13 protein-coding genes are annotated in these 17,717 nt (G+C 72.1%); 4 read left to right on the top strand and 9 right to left on the bottom strand.

Going from position 1 to position 17,717, the window contains the following annotated elements:
- Positions 1–17: 17 nt before the first annotated feature.
- Positions 18–890 (bottom strand): hypothetical protein, encoded by an 873-nt coding sequence (locus ACFYL6_RS15155; protein WP_387171462.1) that lies wholly within the window; start codon positions 888–890, stop codon positions 18–20.
- Between the two features lie 86 nt (positions 891–976).
- Here ACFYL6_RS15155 and ACFYL6_RS15150 point away from each other — a divergent pair, with 86 nt between their 5' ends.
- Positions 977–1,945 (top strand): hypothetical protein, encoded by a 969-nt coding sequence (locus ACFYL6_RS15150; protein ID WP_387171461.1) that lies wholly within the window; start codon positions 977–979, stop codon positions 1,943–1,945.
- A gap of 29 nt (positions 1,946–1,974) precedes the next feature.
- On the opposite strand, the gene ACFYL6_RS15145 is transcribed toward ACFYL6_RS15150, so the two are convergent.
- Positions 1,975–3,423, bottom strand: coding sequence for an MFS transporter (locus ACFYL6_RS15145; RefSeq protein ID WP_387171459.1), 1,449 nt, complete (start codon positions 3,421–3,423; stop codon positions 1,975–1,977).
- Positions 3,424–3,484: 61 nt separating this feature from the next.
- Complete coding sequence (locus ACFYL6_RS15140; RefSeq protein ID WP_387171457.1) at positions 3,485–3,889, bottom strand: SgcJ/EcaC family oxidoreductase; 405 nt, start codon at positions 3,887–3,889, stop codon at positions 3,485–3,487.
- Positions 3,890–4,111: 222 nt separating this feature from the next.
- Between ACFYL6_RS15140 and ACFYL6_RS15135 the strand changes: the two genes are divergently transcribed.
- Positions 4,112–5,140, top strand: coding sequence for a sigma-70 family RNA polymerase sigma factor (locus ACFYL6_RS15135; protein WP_387171455.1), 1,029 nt, complete (start codon positions 4,112–4,114; stop codon positions 5,138–5,140).
- Positions 5,141–5,164: 24 nt separating this feature from the next.
- Here the strand turns inward: ACFYL6_RS15135 and murD are convergent, their stop codons facing one another.
- Positions 5,165–6,514 carry a UDP-N-acetylmuramoyl-L-alanine--D-glutamate ligase gene (gene murD / locus ACFYL6_RS15130; RefSeq protein ID WP_387171453.1) on the bottom strand — a complete coding sequence of 450 codons (1,350 nt, stop codon included), beginning with the start codon at positions 6,512–6,514 and terminating at the stop codon, positions 5,165–5,167.
- Between the two features lie 82 nt (positions 6,515–6,596).
- Between murD and ACFYL6_RS15125 the strand changes: the two genes are divergently transcribed.
- A complete protein-coding gene (locus tag ACFYL6_RS15125) occupies positions 6,597–7,946 on the top strand; it encodes a hypothetical protein (RefSeq protein ID WP_387171451.1) in 1,350 nt (449 codons plus the stop codon).
- 156 nt (positions 7,947–8,102) lie between these two features.
- Here ACFYL6_RS15125 and ACFYL6_RS15120 read toward each other — a convergent pair whose 3' ends face one another.
- The 3 genes from ACFYL6_RS15120 to ACFYL6_RS15110 are packed head-to-tail and all read right to left on the bottom strand — an operon-like array spanning position 8,103 to position 12,328.
- On the bottom strand, positions 8,103–9,950 hold the full coding sequence (locus tag ACFYL6_RS15120) for a PucR family transcriptional regulator (RefSeq protein ID WP_387171449.1): 1,848 nt from the start codon (positions 9,948–9,950) through the stop codon (positions 8,103–8,105).
- Positions 9,951–10,007: 57 nt separating this feature from the next.
- Positions 10,008–11,459, bottom strand: coding sequence for an argininosuccinate synthase (gene argG, locus ACFYL6_RS15115; RefSeq protein ID WP_387171447.1), 1,452 nt, complete (start codon positions 11,457–11,459; stop codon positions 10,008–10,010).
- A gap of 47 nt (positions 11,460–11,506) precedes the next feature.
- On the bottom strand, positions 11,507–12,328 hold the full coding sequence (locus ACFYL6_RS15110) for a TrmH family RNA methyltransferase (protein WP_387171446.1): 822 nt from the start codon (positions 12,326–12,328) through the stop codon (positions 11,507–11,509).
- Between the two features lie 118 nt (positions 12,329–12,446).
- Here ACFYL6_RS15110 and ACFYL6_RS15105 point away from each other — a divergent pair, with 118 nt between their 5' ends.
- On the top strand, positions 12,447–14,294 hold the full coding sequence (locus ACFYL6_RS15105; RefSeq protein ID WP_387171444.1) for a thiamine pyrophosphate-requiring protein: 1,848 nt from the start codon (positions 12,447–12,449) through the stop codon (positions 14,292–14,294).
- Between the two features lie 178 nt (positions 14,295–14,472).
- On the opposite strand, the gene ACFYL6_RS15100 is transcribed toward ACFYL6_RS15105, so the two are convergent.
- Entirely contained in the window at positions 14,473–16,674 is a 2,202-nt protein-coding gene (locus ACFYL6_RS15100) for a transglycosylase domain-containing protein (RefSeq protein WP_387171442.1), read from the bottom strand.
- A 261-nt stretch (positions 16,675–16,935) separates the two neighbouring features.
- Positions 16,936–17,703: a hypothetical protein gene (locus tag ACFYL6_RS15095; protein ID WP_387171440.1), complete on the bottom strand. Its 768-nt coding sequence runs from the start codon at positions 17,701–17,703 to the stop codon at positions 16,936–16,938.
- Positions 17,704–17,717: the final 14 nt, after the last annotated feature.

Raw genomic sequence — 17,717 nt, 5'->3', positions numbered from 1 at the left:
CCCGCCCCTGGGGGCCGTCAGTCCTGGAACGTCGCGGCGTTCGCGCAGAGGTCGAACACGCGGGTGAGCCGAGCGACGTCCGTCCGGTTGACCGAGAACTGATTCTCGCCGATCTCGCCGTGCGCGGTCATGTGGGCCTCCCAACAGCTCGACCCGTCCCAGAGTGTCAAATTGACGTGCAAGTGCGGACTGACCACCCCGAGGGGCAGCAGACCCACCCGCGCCCCGGCCGCGCGCTGCTTCTCCACCAGGGCGGACAGCTCCTCGGTCAGCGTGGCGTAGACGAAGACCCGGGTAATCTGGACACCCCGTTGCAGGGCCTCCACGTTGGCCTCCCAGTAGCGCCGGCCGATCTCGCTGCGCCACCAGCTCAACTCCCCGCTCACCCGGGGCATCACGTTTGTCAACCCGTCCAGCCGACGCACGCAGGCGCGGGTCGCACCGACCAGGTCCTCGTCCTCGTCGCCGCGCCGGATGATCCGACCGTCCGCGAGCTGCTCGGCCTCCAACCGGAACTGCTCGTAGCGCCGCTGCGCCTCCTCGGCGACCCGGGTGCCCGCGTGCTGCTCGGCCGCCTCCCGCATGGCCCCGGCCAGCTCGGTGGTGGTGTGTACCAGCCAGGGCGGGCCGTCCAGCAGGGTGCGCAGGTGAAAGCGGCGCTCCGCGCGGGCCAGTGAGTCGACCAACAGCGAGATGGTGATGCCCATCAGGCCGGCCAACAGCGACTCCACCCCGGTGGCGGCGTTGCTGAGGTCGAGCACGATGCTGAGGGTGACCGACAGCGTGATGCCGACCAACGCCACCGGGTCGGTGTGCGCCACCAGCCGGACGAAGCCCGCGCCGGAGCCGCCGCCCTCCCGTAACCGCTGACGGGCCACGTCACGGGTCATCGAGATCCCCCAATCAGCCGCTCCCGCCAGCGTAGACAGCAACCACAACCGCCGGCCTCACCCCAGCGGGCCGGTAGCATCCGGCTGTGCAGAGAGCGGACGCGGCGCCGTCGACCGAGACGGACGACGAGCGGATCACGGCGGAGGTCCGGACCTGGGTCTGCTCCACCCCGCTGCGCGGCCTCGTCGCCCACTTCGGCGGCACCTGGCCCGACGGCGACCTCACCGAGGTGCTCCGCTTCCTCGACGACTTCTCCGCCCACCACTGGGACTTTCGGGGCGGTCGAGAGCGCCCCGACGCCCGGGAACCCGACCTCGACCCGGCCACCGCGACACTGGTGCTCGACGCGGCTGCCGCGCTCGGGCTGATCCACCCGGTGCCACCGGGCCGGTCGGCGTACGCCCACCTGGTGGTGCTCGGCGGCCTGGCGCATGCCTGCGTACGCCGCGTCGGGTACGCCGCGCACCTGCTCCGCGCCGGCCTACCGGTGAGCGGCGAGGTCGCCGTCCTGGGCAGCTTCCGGCCGCTGTCGGACTGGGAACGCCGCACCCTCGCCGACGCGGGCCTGCCGGCCGACGAGACCGAGGTGGACGTGCTGGACACGGCCGTCCGCCGGGTGTTCGAGGTGACCGCCCCGGCGGAGCAGGACGGCGTCGACGCCGGCCACCCGCACCACTCCTGGTCGTCGCGGACCTACCGACCGGACGGGCTACCCCCGATCCGGGTGCTGGCCGCGCCGTCCAGCGAACCGGACCAGCGCCGCGCGCACACCGCCGACACCCAGCGGTTCTGGGCCGGCCATGTCCGGCTCGCCCCGGGTGACGAGGTCCTGATGGTCACGGCGCCGATCTACGTGCCGTTCCAGCACTGCGACGCGCTGCGCACACTGGCCCTGCCGTACGGGTGCGCCATCGACACGGTCGGGGTGGACCCGACGTTGGCCGACCTGGCGGTGCTGCCCGAGCAGACCCTCACGCCGGGGCGCTACCTGCAAGAGATCCGGTCGGCGATCCGCTCGATGCGCGCCCTGCACGACGAGGTCGCCCGGCAGTGACCCGGGCGACCAGGTCGCGCCACGGTGTCTCATCCCGTCGTGGATTCGGCGGGTGCGGGACGCCCGGTGGTCGTGGCCGGCGCGAGGCGGCGGTGTCGCGGTAGCACGGCGCCGGCAGCGGTGGCCGCGAAGGCGAGCGCGGCGGAGACACTCATCGCTGGGACGTAGCCGTCGCTGAACGCGTCAGCGGTGGCGTAGCCGCCGGCCGTGGCGAAGACGGCGCCGGTGAGGGCGACCCCGAACGCGCCGCCGAACTGCCGGAGCGTGCTGAAGGTGCCTGATGCCCGGCCGATGTCCTGCGGCGCGACGCGGCTGACGACCGATCTGGTGACGGCGGGAAGGGCCAGCGAGAACCCGAGGCCACCGACGGTCATCGCGACGGCGGTCGTGGCGTAGCCGATGTCGGGCTCGGAGATCAGCGCGATCCATCCCATGCCGACGCCGAGCAGGAGCGTGCCGGCGATGACCAGCGCCCGTTCGCCGATTCGATCGGTGAGCGCGCCCGCCCGCGGCGCGATGAGGAACGGTGCGATGCCCCACGGCAACAGCCGCAAGCCGGCTTCTACCGCACCGTGGCCGAGTGCGACCTGCTGGAATTGGGCGGTGAAGAAGATCGCGCTGGTCAGCGAGGCGTTGATGAAGAACACGGCGGCGTTGCCGGCGGAGAAGGCCGGTGAGCGGAACAACCGCATCGGCAGCATCGGGGCGGGGGTCTTCAGCTCCCTGACGACGAACAGGCCACCGAGCACGATCCCGCCGACCAGCGTCGACCGCGTCTCGGCGCTGCTCCATCCGGTCGTGTTGCCGCGCACCAGGGCCCAGGTGACGCCCAGAGCCGATCCGGCGGCCAGGGCCAGGCCCGGGAGGTCGAGCGTACGGCCGGGCCCGCGGGTTTCGACAATCCGGCTGAGCACCAGCGGAATCGCGATCAGCGTGATCGGAACGTTCAGCCAGAAGATCCACTGCCAGGCGAGGTTCTGGGTGACGACGCCACCCAGAACCGGCCCGGCGATCGCGGCGAGCCCGGTAACGCTGCCGTAGACGCCCGTCGCCCAGCCACGCCGCTCGGGCGGGAACGCCCCGTTGAGCACGCCCAGCGCGACCGGCATGATCATCGCCGCGCCGGCGCCCTGCACGGCCCGCGCCGCGATCAGCGGGCCCGCCTGGGTGGACAGCGCGCAGGCGGCCGAGGCCACGGCGAACAGGCCCAGCCCGATCGCGAACAGGCGACGCCGCCCGTAGCGGTCGCCCAGCGCCGACCCGGTCATCAGCAGGACCGCGAAGCTGAGCGTGTAGGCGTTGACGGTCCACTCAAGGTCTTCGAGCGACGCGCCGAGGTCTCGCTGAAGAGCGGGCAGCGCGGTCGCCACCACCAGCATGTCCAGCACCACGACGAACGATGCCAGGGAGCTGAGGGCCAGAGCCCACCGCTGTGCCGGCGTGGAGCGTGCCGGCGTTCTTGTTGCTGTCTTGTCCACGTCCTTCTCCAGGAGTTCGTCTGTCCGGTACTCGGGTTGTTCCGCCTCGCTCCAGGAGCGGTCAGGCGGCGGGGCAATCGTGGTACGCCTCGATGAGCCAACGCCCGGAGCGGCCGGACAGGACCCACGTGGCGATCGACCAGCGACCGTCGCCTGGCTCGTTCTCGCCGACATCGACGGTCACGCTGCGGCTGATCACGATCGCGGTGACGTCGTCGAGGAACCGCACGCCCTGCACGCGATGGACACGTCGGGTGCCCTTGAGCTGGTCGGCGAACGCCGCCGCCATCGCGGTACGGATCACCGCCTTGCTCAGCAGGGCGACCCCGGGCAGTACTGCGGTCGCGTCGTCGGCATAGTGGGCGACGAAAGCGGCCACGTCGTTGTCGACCCACGCGGCCGAAACGGCGTCGATCACCGCTCGCACCGGTTGCTCGGCGGTGTCCTGGCTCGTCGTGACAGTCATGGTCGTCCTCTCCTCGGTGCGGGAGGTGCCTCGGGCGGCCTGGGGCCCAGGCGGAGTCGGCAGCTCACCGATCAGGAATGGAGACTCGGTGGATGGATCGGACTGGTCGGCCACCGACAGCGACGTGGGCTTGGCCACACCCAGGTCGCGAGCCGATCACTTCCCGACGGACCGCAGGTCTGTACAAAGACAGGTCAGGCCGCAGACGGGTGGAGTGACGACATGACCCAGGCAGCGCAGGCTCCGGTGCGGGAGACGTACGCGGGGACGGACGACGAGGAGTTCTCCCGGCTCACCGAGCCGTTCCGCCGCGAACTCCTGGCGCACTGCTACCGCATGTTGGGCTCGACGCACGACGCCCAGGACGTCGTCCAGGACACCTATCTGCGGGCCTGGCGCGGCTTCTCCGGTTTCGAGGGCCGATCGTCGGTGCGGGTCTGGCTGTACCGCATCGCCACCAGCGCCTGCCTCACCACGCTCAAGCACCGCAGTCGACGGGTCCTGCCCTCTGGGCTGGGCCCGTCGGGCGACCCGGACCAGCCGCTGACGGTCGCCGGCCCCGACGTCGCCTGGGTCCAACCGCTGCCGGAGGCGGACCTGCCCGTCACGGATCCTGCCGCGATCGTCACCACACGCAGCAGCGTCCGACTCGCCCTGGTGGCAGCGCTGCAATATCTTCCGGCCCGACAGCGGGCCGTGCTGATCCTGCGCGACGTGCTCGCCTGGCACGCCTCCGAGGTCGCCGATCTGCTCGACACCACCACCGACGCGGTCAACAGCGCGCTCGCCCGGGCCCGCGCGCACCTGGCTCGCACCGGCCTCACCGAGGACATGTTCACCGAACCAGCCGATCCGGCCGACCGGATGCTGCTCGACCGATACGCACGGGCCTTCCAGAACGCGGACACGGCGGCACTGCTACAGGTGTTACGCGAGGACGTCACGATGGAGATGCCGCCACACCTGACCTGGTTCGCGGGACGCGACGCTGTCATTCGCTTCCTCACCACCACCGTGTTCAGCCGCGTCGGTACGATCCGCACAATCCCCGCGAGGGCCAACGGCCAGCCGGCGCTCGCCACCTACACCCAGGGCACCGAGGGGCTCTATCACCCCCACAGCCTCCAGGTGCTCACGCCCACTCGCACAGGCGTCTCCCGGATCGTCTCCTTCCACGACCCGAGCCTCTTCGCACCCTGCGGTCTCCCGACGTGCGTCGACGAGACCAGCCGGCCCGTCGGAGGACGCTAGCCCCGCTGGCGGTGACGCCCGGCCCTATGCCCCGGCGGTGTCGGCGACGGCCTGGGCGAAGACCTCGGAGCGGTGCTCGAAGTTGCGGAACCGGCCGTAGCTGGGCGCGGCCGGGGACAGCAGCACCACCCCACCGGCCGGGGTCACCTCGCGCGACAGCCGGACCGCGTCCAGCAGGTCGTCGACCAGTTCGGTACGCACCTTCGGCAGGCCGGCGAGCACCTCGACGATGCGGGGCCCGCTGTCCGGGATCCCGATCACGGTCAGCTCCCGCTCGGCCAGGTGCTCGGCCAACGGCGTGTAGTCCAGACCCCGGTCGTTGCCCCCGACGATCACCGTCAACGGCCGCCCGTCGTACGCGTCGATGGCGTGCATGGCCGCGTACGGGCTGGTGGCCAGGGTGTCGTCGACGAACGTCAGCCCGGACGGGTCGGTGATCTCGGTGAGCCGGTGGGCCAGCCCCTGGAACTCGGCGACCGCCACGGCGAGGTGGTCCTTGCCGGCCACCACGTCCACACCGAGCGCGTCGAGCACGGCGAGCGCGACGCAGAGGTTGCCCTCGTTGTGCCGGCCGACCAGCGGCAGCACAGCACGCGGGAAGAGCGGCTGGTCACCGACGTGGAACCAGGGCGTGCCGTCAGCGCCGGTGGCGACGTGCGTGGTGTCGGGACGACCGGCCCGGACCGCGGGCAGCTCACCCAACTCCGCGGCGAGCCGGGGGTCGCCACCGTTGACCACGATCGTCTCCGGGTCGTGGGCGAGCAGGTTGAGCTTGTCCCGGTAGTACTCCCGTTCCCCACCGTGCGCGTCCAGGTGCTCGGGGAAGAGCGCGGTGACCACCGCCACGCGGGGCGAGTCGGTGAGGTCGCTGCACTGGTAACTGGACAGCTCCAGGACGTACAGCTCCGCGTCCGGCAGGTCCAGGGTCGGCACCCCGATGTTGCCGCCGAAGACGTTCGGCCGGCCCATCGCGGTGAGCAGGTGACTGATCAGGCTGGAGGTGGTGCTCTTGCCCTTGCTGCCGGTGACCCCGACGGTGCGCGCGGCGTGGTCGGCCATCCACAACGCGGTGCCCTGGGTCACCAGGATCCCGCGGCGGCGCAGCTCGACCAGCCACGGGTGGGTCTGCGGCACGCCCGGAGAGCGGACCACCACGTCGGCGGCGGCCAGCCGTTCGAAGCCTGCCTCGCCGGTGACCAGCGGCGCCGCCTCGGCCAGGGGGCCGTCCCAGGGCAGCGACAGGAAGTTCGCGCTGTCGTCCACGGCGACCAGCTCGGCCGGGCCGTGCGCGGCGATGGCGGTCACAGCGGCCCGGCCCTCCCGACCGGTGCCCCAGACGGCGACGGTACGTCCGCGCAGGTCAGAAAGGCGCACGGGGCTCTCCTCGTGGGTCACGGCGGCGGCAGGGCGGGCCCGGTCCGGACACGGCCGGACGAACCAGGGCCTAGTATGGCGTGTGCCCAACGAGCAGCTCCGGCGGATGGACGCCTTCACCTTCCCGTCCTACTCGATCGACTTCGCCACCGGCGAGGTGTTGTTCGACTACGCGCTGACCGGCCCGGCCGGTGAGCAGCGGTTCACCGAGGTGATCACACTTCCGCTGCCGGCGGAGCCACCCTCCGACGAGACGGTGGCGACCCTCAACCGGGTGCTGGAGGTGCTGCACCTCGTCGCCGGGGTCAGCTACTACAAGGCCGCCGCGCCGCCGCGACTCGTGCTGCCGGCGCCGCTGGGCGCGGCCACCGTCGACTACGTCACGGCCGTCTACACCAAGGGCCTCGCGGAGTACGCGTACCGCAACCAGCTGCCGCACGTGCTCGAGCTGCGCCCGGAGGTGCCCGCCGGTTCGCCGGATTCACCCCGCGTGTACGACGACTCGGACCGTCGCCCGCTCTCGGCGGTCGGCGGCGGTAAGGACTCGATCGTCAGCCTGGAGGCGCTGCGCCGCGCCGAGCTGGACCCGGTGCCGTTCTCGGTCAACCCGAACCACGTGATCGTCGCCGTCAACGAGGCGTCCGGGCTGGTCCCGCTGGCCGCCCGGCGGCGCATCGACCCGGTGCTGTTCGACCTGAACGCAGCAGGCGCGCTGAACGGGCACATCCCGGTCACCGCCATCAACTCCCTGATCGCGGTGGCCACCGCCGTCCTGCACGGGCTGGGCCCGGTGGTGATGTCCAACGAGCGTTCGGCGTCCGACCCGAACCTGGCCTGGAACGGCCACGAGATCAACCACCAGTGGTCCAAGGGCGTCGAGGCGGAAGGGCTGCTGCGGGCGTCGCTGGCCGAGCACGCCGGCCTCACCGACCCGTACTTCTCCCTGCTGCGGTCGCTGTCCGAGCTGCACATCGCCCGGCTGTTCGCCGAGTTCACCCGGTACGACGACGTGGTGACCAGCTGCAACCAGGCGTTCAAGCTGCGCGACGCGAGTGAGCGCTGGTGCCGTGACTGCCCGAAGTGCCGCTTCGTCTTCCTGGCCATGGCGCCGTTCATGCCCCGGGAGCGGGTCACCCACATCTTCGGCGGCGACCTGCTGGCCGACGAGTCACAGATCCCCGGCTACCGCGAGCTGCTGGGCGTGGACGGGCACAAGCCGTTCGAGTGCGTGGGCGAGGTCGAGGAGTCGGTGGTGGCCCTCGGCCTGCTCGCCGAGCAGGAGCAGTGGCGCGACGCCCCGGTGATCCAGGCCCTGGTCGAAGCCGTCCCGGCAACGGCCTGGTCCGCGGTGGCCAACTCCGACGTCTTCACCCCCGGCGGCCCCAACCACATCCCCCCCACCTACGCCAAAGCCCTAAGTTCCCTCACCTAACCCCACCCCTCCCCCGGCGTCCCCACCCACCCTCCGGCCCCTTCCCCCGGTTGATCATGAAGTTATTGCCACTCCCATCGGCGTGTCATGGCAATAACTTCATGATCAACGCGGGAGGGGGCGCGGGCGAGGGCGCGGGCGCGGGGTGGGGTGGGGTTAGGGGGTGCGGACTGCTTCTAGGGCTAGTAGGGCTACGTGTAGGGACAGGCTGGCTTCGACCGAGTCCAGGTCCACGTCGAGGATGCGGGCGATTCGGGCCAGGCGTTCGTAGAAGGCCGGCCGGGACAGGTGGGCGGCGGCGGCACCGGCGGACTTGTTGCGTCCCTGCTCCAGGTAGGCGCGCAGGGTGTCGAGCAGCTGTTCGCGGGGGTGCCGGGCGTCGTACTCCAGCAGCGCGCCGAGTTCGCGTTCCACGAACGTCTGTAGGCGGGGTTCGTCGCGCAGCAGGTGCAGCAGCCCGGCCAGACCGACGTGCGGTAGCCGGAAGATCGGCAGGTCACGCCGGTCACGCCGGGCCGCCTCGGCGATCTGCCGTGCCTCGACCAGGGACCGGCGGGCCTCCCGCAGGGTGCTCACCCCGGACCCGGCGGCAACGATCACGGCACCCGGGCCAGCGCCCCGGGAAACATCGACACCCGCCCGCACGGTCTCGACCCCGAACCCCGCGCGCGACGGGTCGGCACCCAACGCCGCACGGGAAGCCTCGGCTCCGGGACGGGACACGTCGGTGCTGGCAGCCGCCCGAGCCGGTTCGGCGCCGGGCCCCGGCCGTCCGGTGCCGGCGTCGACGCGTACCCGACGAAGTGCGCCGGCGAACGCGGACAGCGCCCGGTCCTCGGCGGCCGGGTCCGACAGGGCCAGCAGCGCGCCCACCGAGTGGTCGTCGACGGCGCTGGTCAGCGCGGTCAGCTTCGCCTCCCGCAGGGCCTGGCCGACCGCCTCGGAGAGATCCCGTAGCCGGGCCTGACCGGCCTCCGGGCCGACCTCCCCGGCGGGGTCGTCGGCGCGGTGCCGGACCATCACGCCGACCAGGTGCCGCCGGTCCAGCACCACGCCGAGCGCCTTGGCCCGCAACCCCACCTCGTCCACCGGGCGGGAGTGGTCGAGCAGCGCGGTGAGCAGGGTGCGGTGGATCTGCCGTTCCAGACCCTCCGCGTCGCGGCGGATCAGCCGGCCCAGCGCGAGGGTGGACGCGGCGCGCTCGATCAGGATGGTGAGCCGGGTGGGCGGGCCGGCGGTCGGTTCGACGGCCCGGGCGCTGGGCACGTCCCCGCTGGCCGGCCAGCGCAGCAGCAGCCGTCCCCAGTCCTGCCCCCGGGCGCCGACGGTGGTCACGAGCCACCCGCTGTCCGGGTCGTACGCGGTCCGCCCGGCTGGACGGATCCGCCGGGAGTGCTGCTCCCAGCCGTCCAGCAGCAGCTCGGCGCTCTCCCCCGCCGGGTCGTACCCGAGCACCTGCCGGGACAGGTTCTCCAGCACCACCGGGCAGCCGGACAGCTCGGCGGCCTGTCGGATCACCTCGGCGGCGTCGGCGCCCTCGACGGAGAGGTCGTTGAACCGCTGGTGGATCTCCTCGCTGGCGCGCAGCTCGGTGAGCTGCGCGTCGACGATGAGCGCGTGCACCGCCTCGGTGATCCGGACGAACGGGGTGGCCCGGCGCAGCTCCACCAGGGGCAGCCCGCGCCGCTCGGCGGCGGCGGCCATCACCCGGGGCACCCCGCTGACGTACCGGCGGCCCAGCTCGACGACGAGTCCGGAGACTCCCACGTCGGCGAGGTCGCCGATGAACGCGCGCAGCCCGGCGTCGTCCCCGGGCAGGCCGATGCCGGTGGTGAGGACCAGTTCGCCGCCACCGAGCAGGGTGGCGATGTCCGGCACCTCGGCGACGTGCACCCAGCGGACGGGTCGGTCCAGCCCCTCGTCGCCGGCGACCACGCGCGGCGCGCCGTGGCGGACCGGGTCCAGGGCGAGGACCTCACGGACGGTAGGGAACACGGCCGACACGCTACCGTCCGTGACGCCGGAACTCGACTTGCCACCGCCGGCGGTGGCCGGCCGGGCTCAGTCGACGCCGAACTCCATCGCGGCGCGGTCGAGTGCCTCGTCCTCCGGCGAGGCGACGCCCCGGGAGGCGATAGCCTCCGCGCCACCCTGGGGCATCGCGCCGATCAACCCGGTGGAGGCGGCCTGCGCAGCGCCGATCATCCGCTGCGGGTTCCCGCCGCCGACCAGGCCGAGGGAGGCGTACTGCTCCAGCTTCGACCGCGAGTCGGCGATGTCCAGGTTGCGCATGGTGAGCTGGCCGATCCGGTCCGACGGGCCGAACGCCGAGTCCTCGGTACGCTCCATCGACAGCTTGTCCGGGTGGTAGCTGAACGACGGGCCGGTGGTGTCCAGGATCGAGTAGTCCTCGCCCCGGCGCAGCCGCAGCGTCACCTCGCCGGTGACCGCCGTGCCGACCCACCGCTGCAAAGACTCGCGGAGCATCAGCGCCTGCGGGTCCAGCCAGCGGCCCTCGTACATCAGCCGACCGAGGCGGCGACCCTCGTTGTGGTAGTTCGCCAGGGTGTCCTCGTTGTGGATGGCGTTGACCAGCCGCTCGTACGCGTAGTGCAGCAGCGCCATCCCGGGCGCCTCGTAGATGCCGCGGCTCTTGGCCTCGATGATCCGGTTCTCGATCTGGTCCGACATGCCCAGGCCATGCCGGCCGCCGATGGCGTTGGCCTCCAGCACCAGGTCGACGGCGTTGCCGAACTCCTTGCCGTTGATGGTGACCGGGCGGCCCTGGTCGAAGCCGACGGTGACGTCCTCGGTCGGGATCTCCACCGACGGGTCCCAGAACCGGACGCCCATGATCGGGTTGACCGTCTCGATGCCGGTGTCGAGGTGCTCCAGGGTCTTCGCCTCGTGCGTGGCGCCCCAGATGTTGGCGTCGGTCGAGTACGCCTTCTCGGTGCTGTCCCGGTAGGGCAGGCCGCGTTCGAGCAGCCACTCGGACATCTCCTTACGCCCACCCAACTCGGTGACGAAGGCGGTGTCGAGCCACGGCTTGTAGATGCGCAGCATCGGGTTGGCCAGCAGGCCGTACCTGTAGAACCGCTCGATGTCGTTGCCCTTGAAGGTCGAGCCGTCGCCCCAGATCTGGACGTCGTCGGCGACCATCGCCCGCACCAGCAGGGTGCCGGTCACGGCGCGGCCCAGCGGGGTCGTGTTGAAGTACGCCCGCCCGCCGGTGCGGATGTGGAAGGCGCCGCAGGTCAACGCGGCCAGGCCCTCCTCGACCAGGGCTGCGCGGCAGTCGACCAGGCGGGCGACCTCGGCCCCGTAGCTGAGCGCGCGGCCGGGCACCGAGGCGATGTCGGGCTCGTCGTACTGGCCGATGTCGGCGGTGTAGGCGCAGGGAATCGCGCCCTTGTCGCGCATCCACGCGACCGCGACCGAGGTGTCGAGGCCGCCGGAGAAGGCGATGCCGACACGTTCGCCGGTGGGCAGGGAGGTGAGAACCTTGGACACGGGGAAAATTATGCAATAGAACGCATGGCCATGCAAGCCAAAGCGACCTACTGGCCGCCGAACGGCGGATCGTCGCGGCCCAGCTCCCAGAACGCCACCGCCGCGGCGGCGGCGACGTTCAACGAGTCGACGCCGCGCCGCATCGGAAGGACCACCCGCACGTCGCTGGCGGCCTGGGCCGCCGCGGTGAGACCGGGCCCCTCGGCCCCGAGCAGCAGCGCCGCCCGCTCACGCTGTGCCGGGGTCAACCGCTGGATCGGTACGGCGTCCGGCGCGGGCGTCATGGCGAGCACCGTGAAGCCGGCCTCCCGTACCTGGTCCAGGCCCCCGGGCCAGTGGTCGAGCTTCGCGTACGGCATGGCGAAGACCTCACCCATGCTGACCCGGACACTGCGCCGGTACAGCGGGTCGGCGCAGGACGGCGACAGCAGCACCGCGTCGATGCCGAGCGCGGCGGCACCCCGGAAGACCGCACCGAGGTTGGTGTGGTTGTTCACGTCCTCCAGGAGCACGACCCGGCGCGCGGCCGCGAGCACCTCGGCCGCCGTCGGCAGCGGCCGGCGGTGGAACGACGCCAGCACCCCCCGGTGTACGTGGAAGCCGGTGGCCCGTTGCAGCACGTCCTGCGTGGCGGCGTAGACCGGCGCGTCGCCGGTGTCCAGGTCGGCGAGCTGGTCGACCCGCTTGGCGTCGACCAGATAGGACCGGGCCGGATAGCCCGCGCGCAGCGCCCGGCGCAGCACCAGCTCCCCCTCGGCGATGAACAGGCCGTGCGGCGGCTCCCAGCGGGTGCGCAGCTCGACGTCGGTGAGCGCCCGGTAGTCGGCGATCCGGTCGTCGTCAGGGTCGGTGATCTCGTGGACAGGCACCCGACGATTCTGCCGGACGCGGACCCCCGCACTTCGACGCCCGCTCGGCGGGGTGTTTTGTCCGAAGAAGAAGGGGAATGGCCGGCGAGCATCGGACGCGACCGGAAGGACCAGCCAGGTGAGCGCAGACGACACCGCGCCGGGCGAAGCGGGCACCCTGCCCCGGCGTCCGACCGTCGCGGACCACATCGTGTCGCGGCTGTTCAGCTGGGGCGTACACCGCTACTTCGGCTATCCCGGCGACGGCATCAACGGCCTCACCTCCGCGCTGCAACGCACCAACGGTCGGGCCCAGTTCGTCCAGGTCCGCCATGAGGAGACCGCCGGCTTCGCCGCCTCCGCGCACGTGAAGTACGGCGGCGGCCCGTTGGGCTGCGCGCTGGTCACCAGCGGGCCGGGCGCCATCCACCTGCTCAACGGCCTGTACGACGCGAAGCTCGACCACCAACCGGTGGTCGCCCTGGTCGGGCACACCGCGACCACAGCCGAGGGCGGCGGTTACTACCAGGAGGTCGACCTGCTCGCCCTCTACAAGGACGTGGCAGCGGCGTTCCTGGCCCAGCTCGACCACCCGGCGCAGGTACGCCACCTGGTCGACCGGGCGTGCCGGACGGCGCTGGCCCGGCGTACCGTCACCGCCCTGATCCTGCCGCTGGACCTCCAGGACGAACCGGCCGTCCCGAACCCGCCGCACGCGCACGGCTACTACCAGACCAGCAACGCACCGAGCAGTACGCCGACCGTGCCGCCGGAGGCGGACGTGCGCCGGGCGGCCGAGGTTCTGCGCGGCGGGCAGCGGGTGGCCATGCTTGTCGGCCAGGGCGCGCTCGGCGCGCGCGACGAGGTCCGCGAGATCGCTGATCGGCTCGGCGCCGGCGTGTCCACCGCGTTGCTCGGCTTCACCGCCGTCGACCACCGCGAGCCGTGGGTGACCGGCGCGATCGGGCTGCTCGGCACCCGACCGAGCTGGCAGCTGATGAGCGGCTGCGACCGGCTGCTGATCGTGGGCAGCAACATGCCGTACTCGGAGTTCTACCCGCCGCCCGGGCAGGCCCGCGCGGTGCAGATCGACCTGGACGGCACCCAGCTCGGGCTGCGGTACCCGACCGAGGTGAACCTGACCGGCGACGCCCGCCCCACGCTGCGGGCGTTGCTGAACGAGCTGGGCCCCGGCCCCGGCCCGACCGCCTGGCGGGCGGAGATCGCCGAGGCCACCTCGGCGTGGCGCCGGACGCAACGTGACCTGGCCGAGCAGACCGCCGACCCGGTCAACCCGCAGTTGCTCTTCCACACCCTGAACGAGCGCCTGCCCGACGACGTGCTGCTCGCCGTCGACTGCGGCACCGCCACCGCCTGGTACGCCCGACACGTCCAGGTCCGCCCCGGGATGCTGGCCAGCCTCTCCGGCACGCTGCTGTCCATGGGCGGCGCCATGCCGTACGCGCTGAGCGCCAAGTTCGCCCACCCGGACCGGCCGCTGGTAGCGCTCATCGGCGACGGCGCCATGCAGATGAACGGCGTCAACGAGCTGATCACCGTGGCGAAGTACTGGCGCAGCTGGGCCGACCCGCGCTTCGTGGTGCTGGTGCTCAACAACCGGGACCTGGCGTTCGTCAGCTGGGAACAGCGCTCCACCGAGGGGACGCCGATGTTCCCGGACAGCCAGCAGTTGCCGGACATCGCCTACCACCAGTGGGCGGAGGTGCTCGGGCTGCACGGCGAGTTGATCGACTCACCGGAGCAGGTGGGGGACGTCTGGGACCGGGCGCTCACCGCCGACCGGCCGGTGGTGATCAACGCACTGGTCGACCCGGCCGAGCTGATGCTGCCACCGCACTTCACCGCCGAGCAGGCCCGCAAGACCGCCGCGGCGGTGCTGCGCGGCGACACCGACTGGGCCGGAATCATCCGCCGCGGCCTCCCCGCCACCCTGGCCAGCTACCGCCCCCGCCGCCGAGACCGCTGACCCGCCCACCCTGCACCCCACCCACCCACCCCACCCCACCCCCCATCCCGCCGCCGATCTTGCACTTTCGGCACGGACGAAGGCCCGCAAAAGGGTGCTATTCGGCGACCGAAAGTGCAAGATCGCGGGGGTGGGGCGGGTGAGGGCGGGTGGGGCGGGTGGGCGGGACGGTGGGGGGTCAGCCTCGGCGGTCTAGCCAGCGTTGGAGGGCTGAGCGGGGGTCCTCGGTGGTGGGGTCCTGCCGGCGGTCCGGGACCGCTGGGCGTTCCACCGGGCGGTGCGGGTCGCCGGCCAGCTCGTGGCTCGGTGCGACGAACGCCTTCTCCGGCAGGCCCTTCACGGCGGTGGCGATGACACGGGCCACCGCGTCGATCACCTTGGTCTGCACCGCCGAGCCCACCGAGTCGGCCGGGTCGTCCGGGTTGGCGGCGATACCGGCCACCGCGACCTGCGGGGTGAAGCCGACGAACGTCTCGGTGGAGTTCTGCTCCGAGCTACCCGTCTTACCAGCCACCGGTCGGCCGTCGAGGATGTCGTTCACGCCGGTGGCGGTACCGCCGTTGCACTGCCCGAACGCCGACTGCTGGCCCACTGGGCAGCGCGCCGCGTCGGTCGCGGCCCGGGCCACGTCGGCGTCGAGCACCCGCTTGCAGGAGGGCTGCCCGACCGGCACCTTCGTGCCGTCCGCGCCCGTCACCGAGACCACCGGCACCGGCGTGCAGTAGGTACCCTCGGCGGCCACCGTGGCGTACGCGTTGGCCAGGTCCAGCGGGGTGGTGGCCGCCACACCGAGGGTGAACGAACCCCAGTTCGCGGCGTCGTTCTTGGCGAAGGCGGCGTCCGAGTCGGCGCGGAACGTGATGCCGAGCCGCTGCGCCATCTGGACCACCTTGTCCTGGCCGACCTGCTCGGCCAGCCAGACGAAGTAGGTGTTCACCGAGCGGCCGAAGCCGTCCCACATCATCCGGTACCCGTCCATCCAGTCCGGGTTGGCGTTCGCCGGGCACCAGTGGCCGTCGCAGCTGCCCGGCCCCTCGGCCGCGTACCGGGTGGGCAGCTTGGCGGGCGCGTCGAAACCGGTGGAGAGGGTACGGCCCGACTCCAGGGCGGCGAGCATGGTGAACAGCTTGAACGTCGAACCCGCCTGGTACCCGTCGACGCTGGATCCGCCGGAGATCAACGGGTTCACGGTGTTCGGGTAGTTCGCCTGCCCGGCCGGGTTGTCGGCGAGGCTGTAGTGCCGGTTGACCGCCATCGCCAACACCCGCCCGGTGCCCGGCTGGACCGCCGCGATCGGCAGGGCGCGCTTGTTGTCGTACCCGTAGACCTTGGTGGCCTGCTGCTGCGCGGTGGCCTGGATCTTCGGGTCCAACGAGGTGACCACGGTGTAGCCGCCCGAGCGCAGCGCCTGCTCGCGCTCCGCGACCGTGGCCCCGAAGGCCGGCTGGGTCAGCCACCACTGGCGCAGGTAGTCGCAGAAGTAACCCCAGTCGTCGTGGCCCTGGGAGACGGCGGTGCAGCCGTTGGGCTGGGCGGTGGGGTGCAGGGCCAGCGGCTCCGCCTTGGCCTGGGCGGCCTGCGCGGCGGTGATCGCGTTGGTGGCGACCATCGAGTCCAGCACGTACGACCGGCGGGCCAACGCCTCGTTCTTGTCACCGTCGATCGGGCTGTACGCGTCCGGGGACTGCACCAGACCGGCCAGCAGGGCCGACTCGCCGAGGGTCAACTGCGCCGGCGGCTTGCCGAAGTACCGCTGGCTGGCCGCCGCGACCCCGTACGCGCCGGAGCCGAAGTAGGCGATGTTCAGGTACCGGTCGAGGATCTCGTCCTTGCCGAGGCTCTTGTCCAGCGCGCTCGCGTACCGGATCTCCTGGATCTTGCGACCCACGGTCGGGTCGGTCGCGGCGGCCCGCTCCTCGGCGGTGCGGGTGGGGTCGGTCTTGAGCACGTTACGGACGTACTGCATGGTCAGCGTCGAGCCGCCCTGCTCGGTGCCGCCGCCCTTGACGTTGGCCACCAGTGCCCGGGCCAGGCCGCGCAGGTCCGCGCCACCATGGTCGTAGAAGCGCCGGTCCTCGGCCGCCACGATCGCCTGCCGCATCACCGGGGCGATCTCCGACAACAGGACGTCGGTGCGGTTCACGTCGTAGAACGTGGTGATCAGCGTCTTGCCGTCGTTGGCATAGAGGTACGAACGCTGCGGCGTGGCCGGGGTCTTCAGCGAGGCCGGCAACGCGGCGTACGACCCGAGCGCGGAGCGGGCGGTGAGCCCGAGCAGCAGGTTGCCCGGCAGCGCGGCGACTGCCAGGACAAGCCCGGCCAACACGCCGGCAAGCAGCACGGTGAACAGCCGCGACAGCGGCGAGCGGGGGGCGGCCATGCTCCCCAGGATTGCCACGAAAGCCGCCAACCGACCACCCCCACCCCGAGATTGTCAGCAACTTCACCCCCACCCCCCAGCCAACTCCCACCCCCACCCCCACCCCCGCGCCCGCGCCCGCGCCCCGCCGCCCTCGGTGATCATGAAGTTATTGCCACGACACGCCGAGGCCGAGCGCAATAACTTCATGATCACCGAGGCAGGCGGAGGGCCGTAGGAGGCCGGGGGGCCGGGTGAGGGGCGGGTGGTGGGTGGGTGGGGTTAGGGGTTGGGGGTGCTTAGGCTGGCGCTGGCGGCGTCTCTGGCGGTTTCGCGGGGCATCAGGCGGCCGGAGCGGTAGCCGATGCCGATGCCGGCGATCAGTACGAAGATCGCGCCGAACGTCTGCAACGACCCGATCAGGGCACCGCCGAGGCCGAGCAGCGGCGCGGCGATGATCAACATGACGCCGTCGCCGAGGCTGAAGGTGCCTGAGCGGGCCACCGCCCACCCGGTGAGGAACCAGCCCGCGCTGTAGAACGTCGCGCCGAGCAGGACCAGCGACCGCGCCGTGGTGCCGAAGACCGGCGTCTGCTCTTCCAGCCCGGCGAACGGCAGCATGAGCACGGTGCCGGCGATGCTGACCAGCAGCCCGGCGGCGGCCACCCGGCGGCTGCGGGTCGCGGCCAGCAGCCCGGTGAGGGCCAGCAGCGCGAGCAGGCCGAGCCAGACCGCGGCCACCCATCCGATCAGGTACACCGCCCGGCCGTCGGCCGGATAGGGGTCGTTGCCCACCCCTCCGTCGCTGGCCATCGCCACCGCGCCGTAGAGGATGGCGTACGCGGGCAGCAGCCAGACGGCCGCCCGCGCGAACCGGCGCACCGACCAGGCCCAACTGGCGTTCGTGGCGGGGGCGCCCGGGGTCGGCTCGCCGACGAAGGGCAGTACGCCGAACCCGCCACCGCTGCGCCGGGAGCCCAGTGGGGCGATTGGGTCGTGCGCGCCGGGCACGGGGGCCGAGGACCACATCCGATTCGCCGGATCCTTCATGCGTCACCTCGCTC

This window comes from Micromonospora sp. NPDC007208, from assembly GCF_042869175.1.
GTDB lineage: Bacteria > Actinomycetota > Actinomycetes > Mycobacteriales > Micromonosporaceae > Micromonospora > Micromonospora foliorum.
This window is presented reverse-complemented; position numbering and strand designations above follow the sequence as displayed.

What these genes read in the sequence shown, in the direction of transcription:
- ACFYL6_RS15155 (WP_387171462.1), bottom strand. Translation starts at nt 890, where the DNA reads ATGACCCGTGACGTGGCCCGTCAGCGGTTACGGGAGGGCGGCGGCTCC.
- ACFYL6_RS15140 (WP_387171457.1), bottom strand. Translation starts at nt 3,889, where the DNA reads ATGACTGTCACGACGAGCCAGGACACCGCCGAGCAACCGGTGCGAGCG.
- ACFYL6_RS15135 (WP_387171455.1), top strand. Translation starts at nt 4,112, where the DNA reads ATGACCCAGGCAGCGCAGGCTCCGGTGCGGGAGACGTACGCGGGGACG.
- ACFYL6_RS15100 (WP_387171442.1), bottom strand. Translation starts at nt 16,674, where the DNA reads ATGGCCGCCCCCCGCTCGCCGCTGTCGCGGCTGTTCACCGTGCTGCTT.
- ACFYL6_RS15095 (WP_387171440.1), bottom strand. Translation starts at nt 17,703, where the DNA reads ATGAAGGATCCGGCGAATCGGATGTGGTCCTCGGCCCCCGTGCCCGGC.